This window comes from Kribbella sp. HUAS MG21, assembly GCF_040254265.1.
Classification (GTDB): Bacteria; Actinomycetota; Actinomycetes; order Propionibacteriales; family Kribbellaceae; genus Kribbella.
Genome location: NZ_CP158165.1, coordinates 3058661 through 3082103 on the forward strand (window position 1 = coordinate 3058661; position 23443 = coordinate 3082103).

The 23443-nt window shown below is 67.8% G+C and carries 20 protein-coding genes; 17 read left to right on the forward strand and 3 right to left on the reverse strand.

What is annotated here, in order from left to right:
- Nucleotides 1–55: 55 nt before the first annotated feature.
- The 12 genes from ABN611_RS14960 (at nt 56) to ABN611_RS15015 (ending at nt 14338) form a co-directional block, all read left to right on the forward strand.
- Nucleotides 56–508 carry a hypothetical protein gene (locus tag ABN611_RS14960; RefSeq protein ID WP_350280466.1) on the forward strand — a complete coding sequence of 151 codons (453 nt, stop codon included), beginning with the start codon at nt 56–58 and terminating at the stop codon, nt 506–508.
- Nucleotides 505–1014, forward strand: a complete 510-nt coding sequence (locus tag ABN611_RS14965) for a Pycsar system effector family protein (RefSeq protein WP_350280467.1) — start codon at nt 505–507, stop codon at nt 1012–1014. The genes ABN611_RS14960 and ABN611_RS14965 overlap by 4 nt, the downstream gene beginning before the upstream one ends.
- Nucleotides 1011–3293, forward strand: a complete 2283-nt coding sequence (locus ABN611_RS14970) for a type IV secretory system conjugative DNA transfer family protein (RefSeq protein WP_350280468.1) — start codon at nt 1011–1013, stop codon at nt 3291–3293. The genes ABN611_RS14965 and ABN611_RS14970 overlap by 4 nt, the downstream gene beginning before the upstream one ends.
- The gene (locus ABN611_RS14975) at nt 3290–3475 is read left to right on the forward strand and encodes a hypothetical protein (RefSeq protein ID WP_350280469.1); all 186 of its coding nucleotides are present in this window, start codon (nt 3290–3292) and stop codon (nt 3473–3475) included. The genes ABN611_RS14970 and ABN611_RS14975 overlap by 4 nt, the downstream gene beginning before the upstream one ends.
- Nucleotides 3475–4236 carry a hypothetical protein gene (locus ABN611_RS14980; protein ID WP_350280470.1) on the forward strand — a complete coding sequence of 254 codons (762 nt, stop codon included), beginning with the start codon at nt 3475–3477 and terminating at the stop codon, nt 4234–4236. The genes ABN611_RS14975 and ABN611_RS14980 overlap by 1 nt, the downstream gene beginning before the upstream one ends.
- The gene (locus ABN611_RS14985) at nt 4233–5744 is read left to right on the forward strand and encodes a DUF2637 domain-containing protein (RefSeq protein ID WP_350280471.1); all 1512 of its coding nucleotides are present in this window, start codon (nt 4233–4235) and stop codon (nt 5742–5744) included. Before ABN611_RS14980 ends, ABN611_RS14985 begins: the two co-directional genes overlap by 4 nt.
- The gene (locus ABN611_RS14990; RefSeq protein WP_350280472.1) at nt 5741–6013 is read left to right on the forward strand and encodes a hypothetical protein; all 273 of its coding nucleotides are present in this window, start codon (nt 5741–5743) and stop codon (nt 6011–6013) included. Before ABN611_RS14985 ends, ABN611_RS14990 begins: the two co-directional genes overlap by 4 nt.
- The gene (gene mobF, locus ABN611_RS14995) at nt 6007–10719 is read left to right on the forward strand and encodes a MobF family relaxase (RefSeq protein WP_350280473.1); all 4713 of its coding nucleotides are present in this window, start codon (nt 6007–6009) and stop codon (nt 10717–10719) included. The genes ABN611_RS14990 and mobF overlap by 7 nt, the downstream gene beginning before the upstream one ends.
- Nucleotides 10720–11197: 478 nt before the next feature.
- Complete coding sequence (locus ABN611_RS15000) at nt 11198–12742, forward strand: DNA cytosine methyltransferase (RefSeq protein WP_350280474.1); 1545 nt, start codon at nt 11198–11200, stop codon at nt 12740–12742.
- Between the two features lie 89 nt (nt 12743–12831).
- Complete coding sequence (locus tag ABN611_RS15005; protein ID WP_350280475.1) at nt 12832–13203, forward strand: hypothetical protein; 372 nt, start codon at nt 12832–12834, stop codon at nt 13201–13203.
- Nucleotides 13200–13424 carry a DUF3970 family protein gene (locus ABN611_RS15010; RefSeq protein WP_350280476.1) on the forward strand — a complete coding sequence of 75 codons (225 nt, stop codon included), beginning with the start codon at nt 13200–13202 and terminating at the stop codon, nt 13422–13424. The genes ABN611_RS15005 and ABN611_RS15010 overlap by 4 nt, the downstream gene beginning before the upstream one ends.
- Entirely contained in the window at nt 13421–14338 is a 918-nt protein-coding gene (locus ABN611_RS15015; protein ID WP_350280477.1) for a bifunctional DNA primase/polymerase, read from the forward strand. The genes ABN611_RS15010 and ABN611_RS15015 overlap by 4 nt, the downstream gene beginning before the upstream one ends.
- Nucleotides 14339–14423: 85 nt before the next feature.
- Here ABN611_RS15015 and ABN611_RS15020 read toward each other — a convergent pair whose 3' ends face one another.
- On the reverse strand, nt 14424–14798 hold the full coding sequence (locus ABN611_RS15020) for a hypothetical protein (protein WP_350280478.1): 375 nt from the start codon (nt 14796–14798) through the stop codon (nt 14424–14426).
- Between the two features lie 382 nt (nt 14799–15180).
- Between ABN611_RS15020 and ABN611_RS15025 the strand changes: the two genes are divergently transcribed.
- The 5 genes from ABN611_RS15025 (at nt 15181) to ABN611_RS15045 (ending at nt 21597) form a co-directional block, all read left to right on the forward strand.
- Nucleotides 15181–15552, forward strand: coding sequence for a hypothetical protein (locus ABN611_RS15025; RefSeq protein WP_350280479.1), 372 nt, complete (start codon nt 15181–15183; stop codon nt 15550–15552).
- Nucleotides 15553–15912: 360 nt separating this feature from the next.
- A complete protein-coding gene (locus ABN611_RS15030; protein WP_350280480.1) occupies nt 15913–16839 on the forward strand; it encodes a hypothetical protein in 927 nt (308 codons plus the stop codon).
- Nucleotides 16840–16975: 136 nt separating this feature from the next.
- Nucleotides 16976–17665: a hypothetical protein gene (locus ABN611_RS15035; RefSeq protein ID WP_350280481.1), complete on the forward strand. Its 690-nt coding sequence runs from the start codon at nt 16976–16978 to the stop codon at nt 17663–17665.
- A 502-nt stretch (nt 17666–18167) separates the two neighbouring features.
- Nucleotides 18168–21011 (forward strand): DNA methyltransferase, encoded by a 2844-nt coding sequence (locus ABN611_RS15040; protein WP_350280482.1) that lies wholly within the window; start codon nt 18168–18170, stop codon nt 21009–21011.
- Nucleotides 21012–21132: 121 nt separating this feature from the next.
- A complete protein-coding gene (locus ABN611_RS15045; RefSeq protein ID WP_350280483.1) occupies nt 21133–21597 on the forward strand; it encodes a hypothetical protein in 465 nt (154 codons plus the stop codon).
- Between the two features lie 49 nt (nt 21598–21646).
- Here ABN611_RS15045 and ABN611_RS15050 read toward each other — a convergent pair whose 3' ends face one another.
- Together ABN611_RS15050 and ABN611_RS15055 are read right to left on the reverse strand one after the other, a co-directional pair.
- Nucleotides 21647–22300 carry a hypothetical protein gene (locus ABN611_RS15050; protein WP_350280484.1) on the reverse strand — a complete coding sequence of 218 codons (654 nt, stop codon included), beginning with the start codon at nt 22298–22300 and terminating at the stop codon, nt 21647–21649.
- 6 nt (nt 22301–22306) lie between these two features.
- The gene (locus tag ABN611_RS15055) at nt 22307–22975 is read right to left on the reverse strand and encodes a type II toxin-antitoxin system antitoxin SocA domain-containing protein (RefSeq protein WP_350280485.1); all 669 of its coding nucleotides are present in this window, start codon (nt 22973–22975) and stop codon (nt 22307–22309) included.
- Nucleotides 22976–23443 lie beyond the last annotated feature (468 nt).

Sequence of the window (23443 nt, forward strand, 5' to 3'; positions counted from 1 at the left end):
CCAGAACAGGGCCGGTTCTCCCATCACTCACCAACGAGTTCGAGAGGTCTACAGCATGACTGACGCAGTGCAGGCCGGCACGGAGTGGGTGCCGTCGGTGGGCATGTTGGAGGAGGTTTCGCCGGAGCACGCGGCGGTGATTCGTGGGCTGTTCGAGTTGGCCGCGTTCGTGGCCGATCACCCGGAGTTCCGGGCGCCGGCAGTCCACGCCCGGTTCTATCTTCCGCACCAGGAACGGTCGACGACGCGCGCGGCGACGTACGTCGCGGAGCGCGGCCTTGTCAATCAGTTGGCTGCGGTCCTAGGCGTCGAACCCGACGACCAGGCCAGCGGGCACTACACCGTCACGCGTTCGATGGGCGCGGTGATAGCGACCAGTACCGCCATTTCTCCGGAGCGGTGGGCTCAGTACGACGCCGAAGACTCTTACCGCGGCTGTGTTCAGCCGGCCGCACAGGCATCGGCAGTCGCGGATGACGCGTCGCCGTCCATTGGGGGTGCGCGATGAGCATCCAACTGGAGCTGGCGTGGCGGATGCACGACTCGGCTGCTGCGGCGATCGACAAGGCTGACACCAAAGCGGGTTTCGCGGCGACGGTGGAGACCGCGCTCGCGGCGGTGGTGCTGACGCTTGTGTCGCAGTCGCACGGTTCTCCGCTGGTTGCTCGGGTGGTGTTCGGTCTGGCGCTGGTGGCGTTGGCGGTGGCGTTGGGTTCGGCGCTGCTGGTGGTGGTTCCGCGGCTGCACCGCCCGGCCGATGCGCTGGTGCCGGGGGAGTTTCTGTACTTCGGCGCGGTCCGTCGTCGTTCGGTTGAGCAGCTGCTCGAGCGCCACATCGACCCCCAGTGGAGTCGCGACCAGGTCGCCGATCCGCTGGTGGCGGTGACGCATCAGGCGAAGCGGCTTGCTGATATCGCGTGGACGAAGCACCGGTGGCTGCGGGTGTCGTTTGTTGCGGCTGTTGCCGGCGCGGTGCTGGCGGTGGCCGGTGTGTTGATCGGTGGTGCGCGATGATGCGGCGGCCGACCCGGACCGAGGGCGTGATGATCCCGCAGTTCACGCTCGCGATGGTCGGGCTGCTGGCTGCGGGCGTGGCCGCGATCGTGTGGGACAAGTCGCCCGCCGTGGTCGAGTTGGGCTACTGGGCCGCCGCGACTGGTGTGGTCGGGCTGGTGACCGCCGGGTTGCTGTTTTGGAGGCTGATGCATGGCGCGCTGATCGCGACGCCGCTGTGGGTGCTGCTGGCCGGGGCGGTTGGGCTGCGGCTCGGTGCACCGGGCGGCACGGCCGGGTGGGTGATCGGTGGCGGTGTGCTGCTGCTGGTGACTCTCGGCCTGGTAGCGGTGAACCGCCCAGTCGGAGGCGGTCTCTCTGCGGCTTCGTGGCTGGCGTACGCCGCGTTCGTGCTGCACGCACTGCCCCCGACTGTGGAGGCGTCGGGACGCTGGTGGCAGCTGCTCGTGACCGCCGGCATTGTGCTGCTTGGTACGGCGGGGTTCACGTTGCGGTCGCGGTCGAGTTCGCGCGGGCTGCTGCGCCGTCTGGGCCGCGCCGGCCGCGTGACCGACGGTCTGGCGTCGGGGTGGGATGTGCGGCGGGTGTCGTCGGCGCGGATGCTGCGCAAGAAGGCCAAGATTGTGCGCCCCTCGCTGGCTGAGGTTCCTGCGTGGAGGCGGCGGTTCGTGCCGCTGACGCAGATCGGCACGACTGTTGCGACGGTCGGTTGGGTCAAGGTCCGGTCGTCGGCAGAGGACCACACGTTGACCGTCGCGGGTCCGCGGGCGGGCAAGACCGGTCTGATGATGAACCACCTGCTGGACGCTCCTGGTGCGGTGATCGCGACTAGCACGAAGACCGACATTCTGGACATCACCCGGACCCAGCGGGCGAAGCGTGGCCCGGTGTGGGTGTTCGATCCCGACGGGCTGACCGGCGGCGGGTCGACGATCACGTTCGACCCGCTGATGGGTTGCACCGATCCGGGTGTGGTGATGGACCGTGCGTCGGACCTGCTCGACGGTGTCGGTGCGAAGTCCGACGACGCCGAGCACTGGCTGAACCTCGCGCGGCAGGCGTTGACGGCGTTGATGCACGCCGCCGCGCTCGGCGGCTACACGATGGCCGACGTTCAGCGCTGGATCGCGCACCCCGACGACCAGGCCAAGTCCGACGCGCTGTGGGAGCTGCGGGTGGCGAACGCGACCGGGTTCGAGCAGCAGGCGATGCAGTTCTTCACCAACAACGAGCGCACCCGCTCCAGCATCTCCACGACGATCATGCCCGCGCTGTCGTGGTTGTCGGTACCGACCGCGGCCGCTGCGGCGGCGCCGGGCGGGGTGCCGTTCGATGTGGAGCGGCTGCTGGCCGAGACCGGCACCGTGTACCTGCTGGGAGCGGAGGACAAGAAGACCGCGCCGCTCGTGACCGCTTTGACCGCGCACATCGCCCGCCAGGCCAAGGCCCTCGCGGTCCGGACGCCGGGCCGCCGGTTGGACCCGCAGCTGACGATGGTGCTGGACGAGGCCGCGCTGATCTGCCTGATCCCGCTGGACCGCTGGACCGGTGACTTCGGGTCGCGCGGCATCACCCTGCACATCTCCGCGCAGTCCCGCGCCCAGCTGCGGGACCGGTTCGGCGAGGCCGCCACCGGTGCGCTGCTGACCAACGTCACCACAAAGATCGTGCTGGCCGGCACATCCGATGACGACGATCTGCAGTTCTGGTCCACGCTGTGCGGTGAGCGGCTGGAGCAGGTCGCGACCCGCGACCGGACCACCGGCGGGGTGTCGATCAGCGACCGCCGCGTCCCGGTCCTGACCCCGGGCCAGGTCGCGCAGCTGCGCGCCGGGCAGGCGCTGATCATCACCCGCGGCATGCCGCCCGCGATCGGCCGCGTGAAGATGGCGTGGAACCGGCGCGACCTGCGCATGGAGCGGTTCCACAGGCGCCGCTCCGTGCAGTGGACCCGCGGCCAGCTGGCCGCACTCGAGAACCGCGTGGGCGGCCGAGTGCTCAGCGATGCCGCTTGGCTGCGTGACCAGCTGGTCGCGGGGATCGACCACGTCAGCGCTGCACGGCAGCGGCTGACTTCGCCGGTCGTACGCCGCCTCGCGGCCCGGATCGACTCGGTGGTGTCGTGGCTTGAGGCCACCGACCCTGCGCGCGAATTGCTCGCCCGGCTTCGGCTCGCTGGCGCGATGCGGAAGGCCCGGGCGGCGCTCGCGGCCCGCGACACCAGCCGTACCCGCGAGCTGGTCGGCGGCGACCGTGACACGGACGGGGGTGCGGCATGACGACCCCGATCGGATCAGCGGCAGCGGAACTGCGCGCTTACTACGGCTGCGCCGAGGTCGAGAAGCACGGCCTGAACGCCGTGCCTGCCTATGACGAACACGGCCGACCGACCGGGCTCGTCGCGATCGACGCCGACGAGTTCTGCGACTGGCTCTTCGACCTGTACTCGGGAGACGAGTGATGCGGTACGACGACGAGAAGGACCCCGGCACGGCCGCGCTCGCGGCCGTGGCCGGGCTGGCCCGTTCGGTCGAGGCACTGACCCGGGACGTGGCCGCGATGAAGACCGGGATGCGGCAGACCGCCAGCAAGACATCGGTGTCCCGGCTGAACGACACCGTGGCCTCGCTCGGCAACACTGTGGCCGCGTTCGAGGACCTGCTGACCCGGATCAGCATCAACCGCGCCGACACCGGCCGCCGGCGCTCGGCTTCGGAGTCCCCGGAGCGGGTCCGGTCGTGGCTCGGCATGCACGTGCGTGACACCGCGACGGTGGAGCTCGTGCTGAGCGAGTTGCTGCCGTGGATGGAGTGCATCTACCTGCGGTACGCGACCGCGCGGGAGACGCTGCCGCCGTGCTGGCTGTGGCACCCCGAGATCGTTGAGGAACTGCTGTGGCTGATGGACGCCTGGACCGCCGCCTACGAAGGCGACGAGGCGTCGAACAAGCTCGTCGGCGACTGGCACGACCGCCAGCGCCCCGGCGTGACCCGCCGCATCGGCGAGTACGCCCCGGCCTGCGACGTGCTGGCACACCGCGACGACGCCGGACAGCGCGCCGTCACTGTTCCGCTCGCGGCCGACGCGGACCCATTCGTGACCTGGTGGGCCACCGCTCGCGACACCAACGGCCCCGCGCCGACCCCCGAGCAGATCAAGGCCGGACGCCGCGGCGATCGCGGACTGGCCGCCGTACCCAACACCGCTGGAGGCCAGCGATGACCACCCAGTCCATCAACCTGTCCGTCAACCTGTTCGACAGGCTCGACCGGCTGGACACGCTCACCTGGCCGATGATCGCCGCCGGTGCCGCTGGACTGGTCGTCATCGCCGCCGTCCTCACCGGCCTGATCTGGGCCGCCCGTCGGGGGAGTCGCAGTCTCGCGGTCGCGGTCGAGACCGGGCGGCTGACGACCCGGCGCGTGCTGATCGTGGTCGCGATCATCGCGGCGCTCGGCGTCGCCGGGGTCGGCGGTGCCCGCTCCTTCGGCGCGGTGTCGGAGAAGTTCGACAGTCCGCTGGTGCCGTTGGTTGCCGACGGCATGATCGTCGCCTGCACCGCGTTGCGGCTCGCCGCGCTCACTCGCGGGTGGCGGATTCCGGGCGCGCTGGTCACGACGTACGTGTTCATCGGCGGCACTGTCTGGCTCAACATCGACACCGCCCACGGCATCGCCGACGCCGTCGCGCACGCGCTCGCGCCACTGGCCTACGCCGTACTCGTTGAGATGCTGGCGCACCTGCTGCGGCTGCACCTGCGGCTCGCGCAGCCCGCGAAGCCGCGGCTGTCGGCGCTGACCTGGATCACCTCGCCGGTGATCACCACCCGCGTGTGGCTGCACTTGTCGCGCACCGGGAGCGACGACCCGGCCGCCGCCCGGGCGCTCGTCCAGCAGGTCGTGCGTATGGCGTCCCGTCTGGCGACGCTGTGCCCGAGCCGCAAGGCGTGGCCGTTCGACGCCGCCCGGGCTGCCCGGACGGCTGCGCTGCAGACGATCCGCGACGGACTCCTGTCGGCCAGCGAGTTGGCCGCTCTGCTTCCGGCCGGCGGGAGGCTGACGCCGGGCGAGTTGCTTGCGCTGGTCGATTCGGCTGCGCTTGGGCTGACCGGTCCCAGCACGCCGGATGAGCCCACCGCCACGGAGGCGCCGAGCAGCACCACGCGCTCCGAGCAGCCGACTGCACTGGTGTGGCTCCTGGCGTACCTGATCGGTGCACTCCGCACAGCATCAAACGGTGCAGCTCCTGCTGCATCGGTGCACCACCCCGCCCGCACCGCACCGACTGCACCGGTGCACGACCACGACACAAACGGTGCACCTGCACCGGTGCAGGCACCGCACCGCACTGCCCCGACGACGCCTGTGCCCGCAGACACCGTCGTGGCTGCCGAGGCTGCACCGCGCAAGACGGCAGGCCCGTCCGACGCGGAACTGCTCGACGCGGTGGTGCGCCACGCCGCCGAGCACGGCGGTGCGCCCCTCGGGCAGCGCGAGATCCGCCGCGCCACCGAGGAGGCGTTCGGGCGGCCGGTCGGCTTTGGCCGCGCCAAGCGGCTTCAGGAGCTGGCGGGGTGGGCCGAGCCCACCGGAGAAGACGCCGACGGCGGATCACCTGCCCAACAGGTCCGTGGACAACTCCAACTCGTCAGCGAGACCGGCGAAAACGACACAGACAACACCGACGACGACACCACCAGCCGCGAATTCGAATCGAGCAGCAGCCGATGAGCATCCACAGCACGAACCCAGAGACCAGGAACCAGCACGGCAATCGACTCGCAGCGACCGTCATGAAGCCGATCCAGCAATCGAGCGATCTGATGATTCAGCAGCAGCCAGGAGGCAGCAGCAGGATCAAGGAACTCAGATCACACCAAGGCATCACGATCAAATGGAGCCTTGACTCCGCTTCGCGTCGTCGGATCGGCCTGCCGCCCCTGGCGGCTGTCGGTGCTGTCGCGCTGCTGATCGCTGGCGTTGGGAGCGGCTCATGCTGAGCATCTCCAGCGGCCACCGGGCCGACTATTTGACCGGCGCGGTCGCGTCCGGCCGGGAGAACTACTACACCGGCGCGGTCGCGGCCGGCGAGCCGCCTGGCCGCTGGTTCGGCAAGGGCGCCCAAGCGCTCGGCCTGTCCGGCGAGGTCGACAGCCAGGACATGACCGCGCTGTACGAGCGGTTCATCGACCCGCGCGACGACGCGTTCCGCGACCCGGCGCGGTGGAACGAGGCCGCGACGCTCGGCCACACCGGCCGGGCGTACAAGTCCGAGGAGCAGGTCTACGCCGATGCACTGGCCAGGGAGCCCGGTGCATCACCGGAGCGGCGCGCCGAGCTGCGTGCACTGGCGGGCAAGGCGGTGCGCAAGAACGTCGCGTTTCACGATGCGACGTTCTCAGTGCAGAAGTCGGTGACGGTGCTGCACACCGCGTTCGAGGCCCAGGAGGTGCGGGCCCGCACCGCCGCGGAGCAGGCCCGCGGTGCACTCGACAGCGCACTGGCCGACGCGGAGCGCACCGGTGCACCGCTGGACAAGGAAACGGTGCACCGCTTGCGCGGTGCGGTGCACCAGGCCGAGCGCGAGGCGGTGCAGTGGAGCAAGCACCGCCAGGCGGTCGAGGACGCGATCTGGGCTGGCAACCAGGCCGCGCTGAACTACCTGCAGGACAAGGCCGGATACACCCGTGTCGGGCACCACGGCGGCGCCGCCGGCCGGTGGGCCGACAGCCACGACTGGGTGATCGCGTCGTTCTTCCAGCACGACAGCCGGGACCACGACCCGCAGCTGCACATCCACAACGCGATCCTCAATCGTGTGCAGGGCCCCGAAGGGCAGTGGCGCACACTGGACTCCAAGGCGCTGCACCGCTACAAGCCCGCGGCCGGCGCGGTCGGCGAGCGGGTGATGGAACAGCACCTGACACGGGCGCTGGGCGTCCGGTTCGCGATGCGCCCTGATGGCAAGGCCCGCGAGGTTGTGGGCATCGATCAGGCCGTGATGGACCTGTTCAGCTCGCGCCGCCGGGCGATCACCAAGAAGACCGCACGGATGGTGGCGGAGTTCGAGACCAAGTTCGGCCGGGAGCCGAACAGCCTCGAACTCGACCGGCTCCAGCGCACCGCGACCCTGGCGACCCGGCGATCGAAGTCCCACGACGGAGAGACCGTCGCGCAGCGGCTGGAACGGTGGGACGCCCAGCTGCGCGCCGAGGTCCGCGGGGGACTCAGCAAAGTCGCCCACGACGTACTCGCTCTGCGGCAACGGCAGTGGCTGCCGGGCCGGATCAACACCGCGAAGGTGCTCGAGACGGCCCTGGCCGAGGTGCAGGCCAAGCAAGCGACCTGGCGGTCGTCGGACCTGACCCGCGCGATCAGCGACGCCCTGCCGGACAACCTGGGCAACATGCGCCCGGCCAGGATCGCGCGGCTGCTGGACCGACTGACCGAGCGCGGCCTGCGGCTCGCGCAGCGCGTGGACTCCGACCGACCCGGCCAGAGTGCCGGCGAGCTCGCGGCGCTGCCCGACGAGCTGCGCCGCGGCGATGGGTCGTCGGCGTACGTCGCGCCGGGCGCTGCCCGTTACGTGACCCCGGATCACGTCAAGGCTGAACGGCAGCTCGCCGCGTCCGGCTACGCCCGCGGTGCCGCTGCGACGAGCCTGCCCTACGTGCAGGCGTTCGTCGAGCGGCTGGCCGCCGACGGTCTCCAGCTTGGCGCCGACCAGGAGGCCGCGCTCCGGGGAGTCCTGACCTCAGGGGCGCGGGTCGAGACGCTCGTCGGCCCCGCCGGCACCGGCAAGTCCCGCGTCGTCGGCGCGCTCGCGAAGGCGTGGGAGGACCCCGCCCTATGGGGTGGGCAGCAGCGCCGGATGGTCGGGCTGGCCGCGTCGCAGGTCGCGACCGAAGTGCTCGCGGACGACGGCGTGACCGCGAAGAACATTACCCGCTGGCTGGCGTCCCAGCAGCGGCTCACCGACGGGTCGGCCACGGCCGAGGACCAAGTGTGGGCACTGCGCGACGGTGACCTGGTGGTGGTGGACGAGTCCGCCATGGCCAACACCGCCGACCTGTCCCAGATCCACGCACACTGCCAGCACGCCGGGGCGAAGCTGCTCCTGGTCGGTGACCACCGCCAGCTCGCCGCGGTCGGCGCCGGCGGCGGCATGAAGCTGGTCACCGCGAACGCGCTCCACCACGAGCTCAGTGAGACCCGCCGGTTCACTGCCGCGTGGGAAGGCCCCGCGTCCCTGCGGCTGCGCGACGGCGACGAGTCCGTGCTGGCCGAGTACCACAAGCAGGGCCGCATCATCGACGGCGGCCACCTCGAATCCGCCCAGCGGTCGGCGACCGACGCGTGGTTGGCCGATCACCTCAACGGACGGCACGCGCTGCTGATCGTGGACACCAACGTCCAGGCCGCCGACCTGTCAGCCCAGCTGCGCGCCCGGCTGGTCGAGTACGGCCAGGTGGACGACGCCCGCACCGGCTGGCTGGCCTCGAGCGGCAACCGTGTCGGTGCCGGCGACCTGATCCAGACCCGCCGCAACGCCTGGCACCTCAACGGCTACCAGGGCAACAAGCGTGCCGCGTTCAACCGCGACGAGTTCAAGGTGATCGAGGTTCTGGACGACGGCGGGCTGCGGGTCGCGCCACTGATGCGCGGAAGCCGCCAGCCAGTGCCGGGCGAAACCATGGTGCTGCCTCCGAGCTACGTGCGCGACTGGGTCGCGCTCGGCTACGCAGCCACCGTCCACTCCTCGCAAGGACTGACTGTCGACACCAGCCACCTGGTCGCCACCCAGAACACATCCATCTACGCGTTGTATGTAGCGATGACCCGCGGCCGGGTCGCCAACACCGTGCACGTTGTCACCCAGTCGCTTGCGCAGGAAGCCGAGTACGGCGAGACCCGCGACGCGGCGAAGCGATCAGCGCTGTCGGTGCTGCAAGGGGCGTTCGAGCTGGACGATCCGCAGCTGTCCGCGCTGGAGACCGCCGCCGACGACGCCGCCGAAGCCGACCGGCTACGCACACCCGCGGAGCTGCTGGCCGACGGGATCGCGCTGGCCACCGCGGGGCGCACCGCCCGCTGGCTGGACGAACTCACCGACGCCGGCGTGCTGACAGTCGAGCAGCGCTCCGCCCTCGCGGCCGAAGATGGCGCCGGAACACTTCAGACCCTGCTACGCCGGGTCGAGCTGGCCGGACACGATCCGCGCGATGTGCTGGTCAACGCAATCGGACAGCGCTCGCTGCACGACGCCCACCGGATCAGCCATCTGATCCAGGACCGCATCAAACGCGGCATCGAACGCGCCGGAGGCAGCCTCGACCCGATCGGCGACACCTACGGCGAGCGCCTCCCGACAGTCAATGACCCCCGGTGGTCGGCGTACCTGGCGAACCTCGCCGCCGAGGCCGACAGCCGCGCGACGCAGCTCGGCGAGGAGATAGCCGCCGAGCAGCCGCAATGGGCGATCGAAGCATTCGACCGGCCACCGAGCGATCCCAGCCCAGAGCGCGACAGGTGGATCCAGAAGGCCGGGATGGTGGCTGCGCACCGCGAGGTCATGGGACACGACGCGGCCGACGACGCGCTTGGCAATGCGCCCAAGCCTGGCCAGGTCGAGCAGTACGCGTCGTGGCGAGCGGCGTGGCGGGCACTCGACCGGCCCGAGGCCGACCGCGCCGAAGCCGAGCTGTCCAACGGGCAACTGCGGGTGCGCGTCCGTGCCTACGACCGCGAGAAGGCCTGGGCGCCGCCGTACGTCGCCGAGGAACTCGCCGGCACCCGGCAAGCCGCGGAACGCGAACGCCGCACCGCCGCGCTCCGCGCCGCCGAAGCCGACGCCACAGACGACGACGCCGCTCGCGAACGGCTGCGTACTGAAGCAGCACAGGCCGAGGCGCTCGCCGCAGCGCTCGACGCCCGGGCGGCTGAGCTGCAAATCGCCGACGATGCCCGCGCCGTCTGGTGGGCGCACACCGCCGAAACCCGCGCCAACGCCGAGCGCGCTGAGGCCGAACTGGAGGCCCGTGGCATTGACAACAGCGACGACGGACCGACCGCCGAGGAATGGCTCGACAGCACCGACGCTGCCGATGCCGCCGAAGCCGGGCCCGACGATTTCGTGGTCGTGGACGAACACGACCTGACCGAGGTCGCCGAGGCCCGTGAGCGCGACTTCGCGGTCGCTCAGCCGGGAGACGAGTTCGTGGAAGCCGAGCTCGTCAATGACCAGCTCGCGAGCAGCACCGAGGACGAGGTGTCGTCCGAGGAGATTCCCGACGCCGAGGTCGTCGCTGACGACAACCAAAGCGAGGACACGGTGGCCACCGTGGCGGAGATGGCGGCAGACAAGCGGGATTCCGCACGTGAGGATCTGGCACCGGCCGACATTCGCGAGGTCGCCGCGGGTGAGGACCCGGTTGCCGAGGCGGACGTTCCGCAGGTTCCGTCCGCGGACGAGACCGCGGAAGCGGTACGCCGCGCGCAGCGTGCACTGATTGAGATTCAGCATCGGCGCGAGGCCGAAGAACGCCACGCCGCCGACGACGCCGAAGCCCGCGCGGAGGAACTCGCCCGGTGGCACGCCGACGACACGGCCGCCGACCGGAGCGCTGCATCAGGGGTTACCGCCACCCACTACAGCGTCGAGGACCACGGGCCGGTGCTGGAACTGGGCGGCTACGACGACGAGTAGAGCGCCCGTCACTGGGCCTGTGAAAGGGCGCTGACCAGGCTCTCCCGCCCCTGGCGGGCGGGAGAGCAACCCGGCCTCCGGCCGGGCGAAAAGACTGCTGTGGCTGGTTTTGGTGGGCAGGTGCCAGACCGCCCCCTCCAAAGGCAAGGGGGTTCTCGCCTGGAGGACGGCGGCGCTCGCTGCGCTCGCTTGTTTCCTTGTCCACCAACCGAGAACCCCCTTGCCTTTGGAGCCTCTAGCGGTCCGGCAGACGGCAGTTGCCGGCAGGCCCCGAGGGGCTGCCGTCACACAAAGCCCACCAGGGACCGACTGGACGAACCGGAAGGGGAGAACCCCCGATGAGGAACCGACGGATCAAGGACGTATCCCGCACCGCTTGCCAGCCGTGGTGCACACCGCGAGTCCCGTGCGGCTCGGCGTACTGCTGCCCCGGCGTCTACACCGTCCGCAACCCCCGCCCCCGCAGGGGAGGCAAGCGATGACGCTGACCATGACCGACCTGTTCTGCGGCGCCGGCGGATCGAGCACCGGTGCCGTCCAGGTACCGGGCGTGACGGTGAAGTTGGCCGCGAACCACTGGAAGCTGGCCGTCGAGACGCACAACAGCAACCACCCGGCCACCGACCACGACTGTGCCGACCTGTCCCAGGTCGAACCGCGCAAGTACCCGCGCACCGACATTCTGTGGGCATCGCCCGAGTGCACGAACCACTCGCAGGCCAAGGGCAAGAAGCGCAACGTGGACGCGATGCCGGACCTGTTCGGTGACACCCTGCCGGACGAGGCGGCCGAGCGGTCGCGGGCCACGATGTGGGACGTGGTGCGGTTCGCCGAGCACCACCACTACAACGCGATCGTGGTCGAGAACGTCGTGGACGCCGCGTTGTGGGTGCTGTGGCCGGCGTGGCGGTCAGCGCTGGACGCGCTGGGCTATTGCGTGCACGTCGTCTACCTCAACTCGATGCACGCGCAGGCCGGCGGCCTCCCAGCGCCACAGTCCAGGGACCGGCTCTACGTGGTGGCGCACCTGCGCAAGACCACCTGCCCTGACCTGAATCGGTGGACTCGGCCGCAGGCGTGGTGCGAGGGCTGCGGCCGGATGGTGCGGGCGATGCAGGCGTGGAAGAAGCCGGAACGGACCTGGGGCCGCTATCGCGCGCAGTACGTGTGGCGCTGCCCGAACGTGGCCTGCCGCAACCAGATCGTAGAGCCGGGCTGGCTGCCCGCGGCGGCTGCGATCGACTGGAGCCTCACGGGGGAGCGGATCGGTGACCGCACGAGGCCGCTGGCCGACAAGACCATGGCCCGCATCCGCGCCGGGCTTGCCCGCTACGTCAAGCCGGAACTGCTGGTGCCGGTCGAGGGCCGCGACGGGAAGACCGCCGCGCCGCTGTCGGAGGCGATGCGCACGATGACGACACGCAACGAGACCGGGCTTCTGGTCCCGGCCGGTGGGACGTGGAACGAGAGCGCGACGACGCTGGCCGAGGTGATGCGGACCCGGACCACGCGCGAGACCGAGGCGCTGGTGGTTCCGCTGCGCAACAACAACACGACCAAGAAGGCGACCGCCCCGTTCGACACGTTCGCTGCCGCAGGCAACCACCACGGCCTGCTCATGCCCTACTACGGCAACGCCACCAGCCGCGCCACCAGCGAGCCGCACGGAACCTTCACCACCCGCGACCGGTACGCGCTGATCATGCGGAACAACGGCTCCCGTGCGAGCGGCGCGGAGATGTGCACACCCGCCACCGAGACCCTGCGAACGCTCACGACCGCCGGACACCAGTCGCTGCTGGAGCCGCAGACCATCGCTGTCGAGGACTGCCTGTTCCGGATGCTGGAGCCCCACGAGGTCGCCGCCGGCATGGCCTTCACACCCGGATACATCGTGCTCGGCAACAAGCGCGCGAAGGTCCGCCAGCTCGGCAACGCCGTCACCCCACCCGCCGCACGCGACCTGATCGCGGCCGTCGCCGAATCCCTCGGCCACGACCTCAGCGACCTGAACGCCGCCTGACCGGGCCGCAGTCGGCCGGACCTCCCGTCCAGGTCCGGCCCCTCGGCCGCCCGGCCACCGACACGTAGCGTCAATAGTTAAGGAGATTGATGATGCTGGCAGTGCCTCCGAACCCCGACGATCAATACCTGAGCGAACCGCTGCCGCTGGGCCCTGACGACGTAGCCGTGCAGCGCATCCCAAATGGAGCCCTCGTCACAACGGCCGAACAGTTGTACGAGCTGGTCTCCTGGGCATTGACCCCGGTCGTGATCGACCGAGCCGGCATCCCATGGATCGTGTTCGAGTCCGACGACGGCGACGACCATGCGGTTACCGTGCCCTGCCCCGACGACAACATTTCTGGTCGAACTGACTTCGACGGTCTGTGTGACCGCGGCCCACTGCGAGTGGTGTTCAACGGCGACACCCGCGTCTCCGCTTGGCCCGCCGCGAGCCGCGAGCAGGAGGCGACGGCATGACCATCAAGGTTCGACTGTCCGGAGAACCCGACGAAATCGCGCGGCTGGTCAAGCAGCTACGACAGCAGTTCGAGGTGGCCGGCACCGAGCGCGCCTATCCGAACGGTGGATCCTTCGGCGTCCGCGTCTACCTCGAACTCCGCGAAACCCAGCCCGACCAGATCACCCGACGAGTCCACAGCGAACGAGTACACCCCAACCGGAAAGGACTCGAACCGTGACCACCACAAGCCGCGGCCGGCGAATCCTGTCTCCCGACCACCAAGCGCTCTCACGTGCCGCCCACTGGCACGCCGACCACGGCATGGCCGTCTTCCCACTCGTCCCTGGCCGCAAGGTGCCCGCCGTGGCCAAGGACTGGGAACACCAAGCCACCACCAAGCACCTCGCCATCGCCCACACCTGGCGCAAAGCCCCGTACAACATCGGCGTCGCCACTGGACCCTCCAGCCTGCTTGTCATCGACCTGGACCAGCCCCAGAACCGAGACGACCTGCCGCCCGAGACGTGGCGCACCCGCGGAGCAGCAGACGGAGCCGACGTGCTGGCCATCGTCGCCGCAGACTACGGGGCAGATCTGTCCGAACTCCACGCCACCTACACAGTCACCACCCCCTCGGGAGGACAGCACCTGTACTACCGGCAACCCAGCGCCACCCAGCTTGGCAACAGCGCCGGGAGAATCGGATGGAAGATCGACACCCGCGGCCACGGCGGCTACGTCGTCGGCGCCGGCTCGATCACCCCCGCCGGCCGCTACCTCGCCGATCCCGAGGCGTCACCGCAGCCGCTGCCCGGCTGGATCGTCCAAGCCCTGGACACCTCACCGCCGCCCGCTGAGGGATCCTGGACCACACCCAGCCTGAAGAACACGAGTGCGTACACCCTCGCCGCGCTCACCGGGGAACTCGAGAAGGTTCTCGCCGCCACACCTGGCCATCGCAACGACACCCTCAACCGCGCCGCCTACGCACTCGGCCAGCTCGTCGGCGCGCAGCTGCTCGACAACAACATCGCCCACGACGAACTCGTCTCCGCAGCCTGCCGCATCGGCCTACCCCGCGCCGAAGCCGAACGCACCATCGCCTCAGGGCTCACCGCCGGCACTCGCCGCCCTCGCCAACGAACCGCCTGACTACGCGGCCGGCGACAGACAAGGGCCTCAGGAAGGCCGCACCACGGCTCCTGAGGCCCCTGCTCATCCGGCCTGAGACCCCCGGTCAGCCTGCCTGCGCTTGCTCAACCTCGATCGGCGGTACGCCCGAGCGGCGCCACGCCCAGGACAACGTCGCCAGCGCACCCTCGGCGAAACCAGGACGACCCGGCAGGCCGCCCCCAGCAACCGCACGCTCCGCAGCCTCGGCCTCCGCAGTGATCAGCTCCTCGTACGCCTTCCGGGTGGTGCGAGTAATCGGCGCGTGTGCCCGCTCCTTCACCGCGCCGCTCGGGTAGCTGAACGCCACGAATGAGCATGCCAACCACCTGCACGCGACCTGCACGCCGGCCAGGTACCAGTCGCCCCGCCCCTCGGCCGTCAACGCGTCACCACGACGCTCAGCCGTCAGCCACAGCCGGGCGAACTCACGCACCGGCACACGTAGATTCTCGCGCGGTATCCGCTCGAAATCCCGGGCAGTCAGCTCCATACCACAACACGATCCCATCGCTCGCCGACAGTTTCCAGCCTGGAAGCGACCGTTGCCCCGGTCGACGTCTCACCGGGGCAACGGTGCACGGCAACCGGTGGTCCCGCTGCTGTTCAGAACGTCTCCCACCTCTGACTGCGCCCAGCACGGGTGCACCAGCGGTAAACCTGAAGGGCGCGCGACCCCCAGGAGCAATTGGGTGGGGTGATCACTCAACCGGGGGCCACGCTCTTCGTTTAGTGCCCGTCACTCCGAGTACCTACTTGTCGGAGACGCTAGACAGTCATGTCCGCGGCTAGAACATCAGTTCGATTAATGTCATGATGAACCCATGGTGGGACGCTTCCACGTGCGACCCGGCGACGGGGACAACGAGTGGCTGGTCTGGGACAACGCGGTCAACGGACACCGCGGCCGGTGCCGAACCCAGGCCGAGGCGATCACGCTTGCCGCCGACTTGGAGCTGCAGTACACCGTTCACGGGCCACGCGACCAGGCGACCGTCCGACGGATCGACCCTCCGATGCCCGTCGACGGATGGAACCGGCACGTCGGAAAACTGGACGCCTGGATCAGCGAGGGCGGCCGGTGGCTCGGTCGAGTCTGGCATCCCGACGGGCGCGTGTCTTTCATCGATCAGGACGACCTCAGGCCGGCGGACGATCGCCAGCGTCCCGCTGGCCGCGGACCAGGAGCGCAGTGAATGGCAGGTGCACTCCGCGAACCAGTGATCATGCTGTCGGGCGGCCGGTGGGATCGGCAGGCCTTCTACGTCTCCGACTGGGCAGACCGCTGCCAGGCCGACCAGCGCATGGGGCGAACCGCAGGCGAGCTCTGTGGCTGCGCACTCGCATATCGACCCGAAGCACCCGGCAGCCTTCGTTGGATCTGGACCGCCGGCGAGCATTGGCCGACGAACTCCGCAGCCCGGAACGCGGCCTGACTCGTGTTCCTCTGGCCCTATGAGACCTGTGCGCAGTGCGAGTTGTGGATCGCTGACCGCACTGACGGGCTGACCCACAGTTAGCTTGCCGAAGGCAACCGTGGCAGGCACTGTGGTGGGATGCAGCTGGACCCAGCACTGGAGCTGTACGGGCTGTCGCCCGAGCAGTTCACTGCTGCCCGCAACCAGCTCGCAAAGACACTCCGCGACGCCGGCGACACCCGCGGCAGCGACACCATACGAGCTTTGCGGAAGCCAACCATCGCGGCCTGGCTCGCCAACCGTCTCGTACGAACCGTGCCGGATCAGATCGCGGAATTGACCGATTTCGGAGAAGACCTGCGCGAGGCTCATCGTCTCGGCGACCGAGCGCGGCTCAAAATGCTCACGGCTCGCCGCCACGAACTGGTCAACCGCCTCGTGGACGTGGCGAGGGCGGATGCCGCCGGCGATGGGCGCTCAATGACCATGAGCAGTGCCGAACGGCTCGCGGCCACCCTCGACGCGGCCCTAGTGGACCCCGGCGCTGCACAGATGCTGCGTAGCGGACGCCTCACGAGCGGCCTACGCCACGTCGGGTTCGGCGTCGTGGACGAGACAGGTACACCGATTCCCGTCACTGACCAGGTCCGCGGCCGGCCGACACCCACGGCGACTGCCGCCAAGGCGGCTCCGCGCAAAGCCAGCCCGACGAAGAAGGCGGCCGGCCCGAGGACAAGAAGGCTCACGCAGGACGAGCAGCTGCGCAGACAACGCGCCGAGCTGCAGGAGCGTCTGCGAGAGGTCGAGGCCGACTACGAAGCAGCCGAGAACGAGCGGGCAGCCGCCGAGTCCGAACTAGACGCCAACGAGCACCACATCGCCGACATGCAGACAGCGATCGAGCGGTTGACCGACGAGCTGGAGCATGCCCGGCGCGAACTCCGCCACGCCCAGAGTCGCACCCGCAAGCTCGAACGCGCCCTCACCCGTGCTGCCCGACTGGCCGCTGCGAGCCGTCGGCGCCGCGACGCACAGCAACAGCGCCTCGAAGCCTTCAACGGGTGAGGCAGTCGCTGCATGTGGGCGGGTATCGCCGGTCCCGGGCCCGCCTGCGGTCGCGATTGGCTGCTTCAGTCCTGGCCCTCCGAGCCAACCTGGTTCGCCATAGTCGCGGATTGCGCTATGGGACTACGTTGAAGTGGTGACAACAGAGGATCATTGGGTCGGCAACATCGGCCACCTTGCCCTTGCTGACTCCGCTCTCGGAGCGCTGCTGACGGATATCCTGCAGGCACTGGCGCAAGCGGCCTATCCCGCACCGCCCGCCAAGGTTGACGTCGGCTTGACGACCAAACAAAGCGTGCGCAAGGTCGAGCGCCGAGCCCACTCCGAACCGCATCTATTCCCTTCCCAGACGGGCGCATGGCTGCTTGAGGTTCATGAAGCCACTGAACTGCGCAACAGCATCCTGCACGCGGTCGCAATCAATCGCTGTGCGAACTGTGGGGCAGCGTCTCACTTCGTACACCCCCGCTCGGGGCAGCACGTCGACCGGACCGACGAGGCCATTCGCAATCTGACCACCCAGATGCTCAAACTTCGCGAGCGCGGCATCGAGCTCGCCGAAGAGATTGCACAGCGAGTCAACGCGCAAATCGTTGCTCGGGCACGGGCGGCCGCCGAAGCGACCAACGAGATTCAGAATCCGCCTCAGGTCTATCCTCACCGCTCCGTCGCACTATGCGCAGAGTGCGCGGGCAACGGTCGCGGCACCATCACGGCGCGGCTCGGCACAGCGATCGAGATCTGGCCCCGCGAGAAACTCCGGGCCGAAATTGAGCGTCTGAAGGCCGAGCAGGCCACACGAAGCGGCGAGACCGGCAACGGGTAAACATCACGTCGACAACGCCGGCGGGCAACCTCAACAGACCCGCAGACCAGGCATATCCCACGGAGTGCCGCCAGTCCCGGGCCTGCCTGCCGAACGGGGCCTCGCGCCTCGACACCATGCGGGCGGCGGCTCCACCCGTCGGTGGCTCCGGGCCGGGGACTGACGGCACATCCAACAGTTTGCCAAGATCTGGCGATGTGCCTCGGCAGTTATCCACAACCGGCTGCGCTGCAGCCGATGTACCGACGGCGATAGGTCGCCCCGTCAACGGAATACCCTGGCCGGACATGCCTACACAGCTCGCCTGGCAGTATCCGCCCGGCACTCCATCTCCGACAGCGGCCCAAACTCGGGTCCCTCGCCGATGCCCTTGAGGGTGTGCCGCGCCACAGGGTGATCAACGCGCGACGCGGCGAAGCCGGCCGGCGCTGGGTCTGAGTAGCAGGAACTTGACTCGCCGGGTCGCGAGACAAGGCCGCGGAATGATGATTGCCTAGCCCTCGTGCAACCTATTGAGCTCCGCCGCGACCTCACCGACTTCGTCAACTGGCGAAGGGCACATCTGAGGGGTGACGAGAAGGGCGAGGCGCAGACCTTCCTCGACCGCCTGTTCAAGGCGTTCGGCCACGCGGGAGCCATCGAGGCGGGCGCGGTCTATGAGGACCGGATCAAGCGCCACGACTACCTCGGGGTCGGCTACGCGGACTTGGTGTGGAAGCCGCGCGTGCTGATTGAGATGAAAAAGGGCAGAGTCGACCTGTCCCGACACTTCCGCCAGGCCTTCGAGTATTGGCAAGAGTGCGTCCCGGGCAGACCCCGCTATGTAGTGCTTTGCAACTTCGACGAGTTCTGGATCTACGACTTCGACCAGCAACTCGACGCCCCGATGGACGTCGTCAAGATCGACGACCTGCCGCAGCGGTTCGAGGCCCTCGCTTTCATGCTCCCCGACGAAGAGCCGCCGATCTTCGGCAACGATCTCGTTGAGGTAACGCGCGAAGCTGCGGCCACCGTCTCTGGCGTCTTCCGCTCAATGGTCGCGCGTGGCGTCGACCGACTGGAGGCCCAGCGGTTCGTGCTCCAGTCCGTGGTGGCAATGTTCGCCGAGGACGTGGGTCTGCTGCCGTCTCACTTCTTCACCCGCACCGTGCAGGCTGACGCCAAGAATGGGCGTGAGGCGTACGACTTGCTCGGCTCACTCTTCCATGAGATGAACACTCCGGGCCGCACATCTGGCGGGCGGTTCGAGGGGACGCAGTACTTCAACGGTGGCCTCTTCGCCGAGATTCAACCTATCGAGATGAACGAGGATGAGCTCAAGGCGATGCGCGAGGCGTGCCAGACCAACTGGGCCGCGGTGCGTCCAGAGATTTTCGGCACTCTCTTCGAGACCTCGATGGACAAGGGCGAGCGGCACGCGTACGGCGCCCACTTCACCAGCCAAGCCGACATCATGCAGGTCGTCGGCCCCTGCATTATCCGGCCCTGGCAGGAACGAATTGATGCTGCAAAGACCATCAACGACTACGAACGCCTCTTGCTCGACATGGCCTCCTACCGGGTGCTTGACCCGGCGTGCGGCTCCGGCAACTTCCTGTACGTCGCCTACCGGGAGATGCGTCGCCTCGAAGCCGAGGTGAAGCGGCGCATCGACGAGCGCCGGAAGTCCCAAAACAAGGCCGCGCAGGCAGCCTTCTCCTACGTCACGACCGATCACTTTCTCGGCCTCGACAACAATCGGTTCGCAGTCGAGGTGGCGAAGGTGACGCTCATGATGGCCAAGAAGTTGGCCGCAGACGAGCTGGAGGGAGGTCAGGAAGACGTCCTTCCGCTCGACAACCTCGACGGCACAATTCTGTGGGGGGACGCCCTATTCGACCCATGGCCCAAGGCAGACGTCATCGTTGGCAACCCGCCGTACAACGGCCGGCGCAAGATGGTCGACGAACTTGGGGCCGACTACTGTGCCCGCTTGGACGCTACCTACCCGGATCCCGGCGTCTCGGACTTCGTCACTTACTGGTTTCCCTTGGCTCACAAGGCCCTTCCGGACGGAGGTCGCGCCGGCTTCGTCGCTACCCAAGCGATCCGCGACAACGCCTCTCGGCGAAAGTCACTTGACTACATCGACGCCCACGACGGCGTGATATTCGATGCGGTCTCTGTGAAGCCTTGGTCAGGTGACGCGGTCGTCCATGTCTCGATCGTGAACTGGGTGAAGGGCAGCGAACATGCCCCGACGGAGAAGGTGCTGTGGCTAGACCAGGGCCAACTCCGGCTGCCTGTTGACCGTATCCCGCCAACCCTGCGCGCCATCACGGACGTCTCGAAGGCCAGGTCATTGCCGCAGAACACGAGACCGAAGCGCAACTTCCAGGGGCAGACCCTCGGCATAGTGAAAGCTTTCCGGCTCACTCGCGACGAGGCTCGCGAGATGGTGAAACGCGACTCCGGGTCCGCTGCCTACGTTCACCCGCAGATCTCGGCGAAGCCGATGCTGCGCGGCCTCGGTGTCGACACGTTCGTGATCGACCTGCCGCACACCGACGGAGTGGTCGTCGCCGCCGAAGCGCCCGGAGCGCTTGCGCGACTACGCGAGATGGCTCTGCCGGATAGGAAGAAGGCTGCCGCGAAGGAGAAGCTGAACAACCAGAAGGCCCTGGCCGCCAACCCGAAAGCGAAACCGAAGGCACACCACGCGAACTTCCTCAACTCCTGGTGGCGGCAAGCCTACCGGCGCGAGGACATGCTGGACGCACTCGAGCCGCTTGATCGGTACATCGCCCTAACCCGCGTTGCGGCCGAAGGACGCATGTCCGTGTACCAGTTCGTCGACACGAGCATCCGGCCCGACGACTCGCTCACGGTGTTCACCCTTGACGACGACTACTCGTTCGGCGTCCTGTCCTCATCAATCCATAGGGCATGGTTCGACGAACGCTGCTCCAAGCTCAAGGTAGACCCCCGCTACACCTCGACGACCGTATGGGACTCCTTCCCGTGGCCGTTGAACCCCAGTTCGGACTCGGTGGCGAAGATCGCCGGCCTGGTCGAGGACATCCTCACTTTGCGGCGTAGGTACCTGACATCAGGTGTCACGCTTGGAGCGCAGTACGATGCTCTCCGCACGCCAGGTAAGGCGCACCTCCGGGATCTTCACGACGCACTCGATGCCGCGGTCTTCGAGGCATACGGGTTCAGTAAACAAGACGACCTTCTGGCGCAACTGCTCGCGCTCAACCTCGCGGCTGCAGAGGACCCCGAACAGGCTGCAACCCCAGGGGGGATGGACCTCGATGGCGCGTACACGTCAACCTACCGGCTGGCCGCGGAACCTCTCCAGTAATGCATGTCCTCATAGTAATCCGAGGAATGCGCCCAGCGTGCTGACGAAGTCGTTGCGAAGGTCCGCGGCATGCACGTTCGATCGGCGCGCGCGAACCACGCAACTGTAGTTACGATGCGGTGTGGCTGAGGATGCTCTTGCAACAACCGCAAACGTTCCCTGGTGGTGGGTAGCGGCACTCGCCGGTGCCTTCACCATCCTGGGCGTGCTACTAACCCTGACGACGAACTTGCTGGTGGCACGGAGTAAGAACAAGCTGGACGATTACCGCCGCTTTGAGCCGGATATCATCGGAATCTATATTCAGTTCGACCAGTTTGTCGACACTATCCACAATAATGCCGGTGGTGATCCGGAAGAGGAGAAGCGCATATATTGGGACACCTATCGTGCGACGGTAAAGAACGTCACTCGCCTGCAGTTGATTGCGTCGCAGCAGGTCGTTGAAATTGCGAGGGAATTTCAGCATTTGATGTGGAGATTTGCGCCAGGGTTTCCCGACGCTGATCATCCGATGCCGGAGTTGGTTGACACGCTCCAAGAATTGCGGCAAGTACTTCGTCGGGAGTTGCGTATACCGGAATAGCCTCTCGGCCGCCGCGGGTGGAGGGCTTCCCGGCTGTGCGCCGGGTCGGCTACTTTATTGGTTTCATCTTGCCCATCGCCGCGACGATGCGAGCTTTGCGAACCAACTGCACCCACTCTGACGGGTAGAGGATGAGTACCTCCGACGACAGGTTTGGCTCGGCCTTCCGGAACTGTCGATCGTTGGTGACGCAGTACTTCAGGAGCCTGCTCTCAGTGGGATCGCCGGCTTCGGCGGCAGTACGGAATACGCACCCATCCTCATGTGACAGTGGAGGTGAGCCGGAAGGGATCGGTACGTCACCGACAGTCCCGCCCTTCGACATGTCGAACACCAGACCATAGACGAGCCGATCGAGGAACTCGTCCGCCTCGGCTTCGGTCCACCCGAAGCCTGCGAGTTCTGGAGTCGGACCGTCGATCGGCTGAGTGAGTTTATGCACGATCAGATGGTCGATGTGGCTGCTGGTCCACACCTGAAGGGGCTGGGGTCCAACGAAACGGCCCGAGGTGCAGACGGTGAGCGCTCGCAGGCTGTCGATTCGGGAATCAGTCGGATGAGGACAAGCGCTGCCGATGTGCACGGCGCTCGCAGAACTCAGGGCGGTCGCCTCAAAGCGTGGCCCCAACAAAGACGCGACGTCGAGGAAAACGTTGACGTCGAAAACAACGACATGGCTGTCGTGGGCAGGCGAGGTCGGCACGTCGCGTCAGGGGCGCGTCCGCGTGCGGAACGTGATGACTCTTGAGCTGTTTGAGACGACCGGATCGTCACGGTTGGCCGATACTGTGGATGAACTCGTGGTGGGTTCGTGCTCAGCCGGCCGCATGAACTCATCCCGGAGTTCATCGATCTTCGAGTTCAGATCACGTGCTGAGTACTCGACTGCTCCGGGCGGCGATAGCGCGATTCCGCCAGCTGCAAGGTCTCCGGCTGTTCGTCCACCGAGACGTCCTCGGCGGTAGAACTTAGCCATCGAGCCGTGCGAGATGGGCGTCCTACCACGAGCAAACGGAGATCGACCGCCCCAGGCCACTCGCCAAGGCTCCTCCGAATGCGTCAGCCTCGACAGTTCCTCACCAGACTTCTGCCCGTACTCCATGCAGACCAAGGCGATCACTCGGCGGCCGCGGTCACCTATGGCTCGGGGCTCACCTGCCGGCCACACCGCAACCGCGCGCTTCTTTCTGTGTTGCTGATAGAGATGATCGACCACCGGTCCGTCGCGCCACGCCTCGATCGGATCGTCAAATAGCGGCGCATCGGTGATGGCGAGGTGCCAAGCCTGACTGTAGTAGACAAGCTTTTCGAGCTTCATGGCATCCAGCAGGCCTACCTGCGCAATGACAGCCGCTGCAACGTCATCGGCGGTTGCCATCGTGGACACCCCCTTCCCGGCTCCAGCTCAAACTTTAATAATACTACCTTCCTGCTACGCCATGCGACACGCATCGTCGGCGCGCTGAGCGGCGATCGGAGCCGCCCGACAAGCAGGCCGAGACAGACGCTCTCGGGTGTGCGTGGCGCACTCGTGGTGCGAGTCGTGGTGCGAAGTGGGGTCAACTCATGCGGGATATGTTGGCGTGGTGCGAAGTGAACGGTGGCAAAGTTGCTGGTAGAGAGCCGATGTGGCGGTGTCGTTCCTCCTCGTAATGAGAAGGTCGTCGGTTCGATTCCGACAGGCGGCTCCACCAAACCCCCAGCTCAGAGGCCACTCTGAGCTGGGGGTTCGTCGTTCCCAGCCTCGATCGCCTTCAGAGATTCCGCGGGGCCAAGCTTCTTGGCCGCGTCTCAGAGGTGGTGGCCGATCAGATGCCCGCGGAGGTCGATCGTCACGTCCGCGGCC

Excerpts from the sequence above, each read along its gene's own strand:
- ABN611_RS15055 (WP_350280485.1), bottom strand. The coding sequence starts at position 22,975 with ATGGCAACCGCCGATGACGTTGCAGCGGCTGTCATTGCGCAGGTAGGC.
- ABN611_RS15025 (WP_350280479.1), top strand. The coding sequence starts at position 15,181 with ATGGTGGGACGCTTCCACGTGCGACCCGGCGACGGGGACAACGAGTGG.
- ABN611_RS15010 (WP_350280476.1), top strand. The coding sequence starts at position 13,200 with ATGACCATCAAGGTTCGACTGTCCGGAGAACCCGACGAAATCGCGCGG.
- ABN611_RS15000 (WP_350280474.1), top strand. The coding sequence starts at position 11,198 with ATGACGCTGACCATGACCGACCTGTTCTGCGGCGCCGGCGGATCGAGC.
- mobF (WP_350280473.1), top strand. The coding sequence starts at position 6,007 with ATGCTGAGCATCTCCAGCGGCCACCGGGCCGACTATTTGACCGGCGCG.
- ABN611_RS14985 (WP_350280471.1), top strand. The coding sequence starts at position 4,233 with ATGACCACCCAGTCCATCAACCTGTCCGTCAACCTGTTCGACAGGCTC.
- ABN611_RS14980 (WP_350280470.1), top strand. The coding sequence starts at position 3,475 with ATGCGGTACGACGACGAGAAGGACCCCGGCACGGCCGCGCTCGCGGCC.
- ABN611_RS15030 (WP_350280480.1), top strand. The coding sequence starts at position 15,913 with ATGCAGCTGGACCCAGCACTGGAGCTGTACGGGCTGTCGCCCGAGCAG.
- ABN611_RS14960 (WP_350280466.1), top strand. The coding sequence starts at position 56 with ATGACTGACGCAGTGCAGGCCGGCACGGAGTGGGTGCCGTCGGTGGGC.
- ABN611_RS14965 (WP_350280467.1), top strand. The coding sequence starts at position 505 with ATGAGCATCCAACTGGAGCTGGCGTGGCGGATGCACGACTCGGCTGCT.
- ABN611_RS14970 (WP_350280468.1), top strand. The coding sequence starts at position 1,011 with ATGATGCGGCGGCCGACCCGGACCGAGGGCGTGATGATCCCGCAGTTC.
- ABN611_RS15005 (WP_350280475.1), top strand. The coding sequence starts at position 12,832 with ATGATGCTGGCAGTGCCTCCGAACCCCGACGATCAATACCTGAGCGAA.
- ABN611_RS14975 (WP_350280469.1), top strand. The coding sequence starts at position 3,290 with ATGACGACCCCGATCGGATCAGCGGCAGCGGAACTGCGCGCTTACTAC.
- ABN611_RS14990 (WP_350280472.1), top strand. The coding sequence starts at position 5,741 with ATGAGCATCCACAGCACGAACCCAGAGACCAGGAACCAGCACGGCAAT.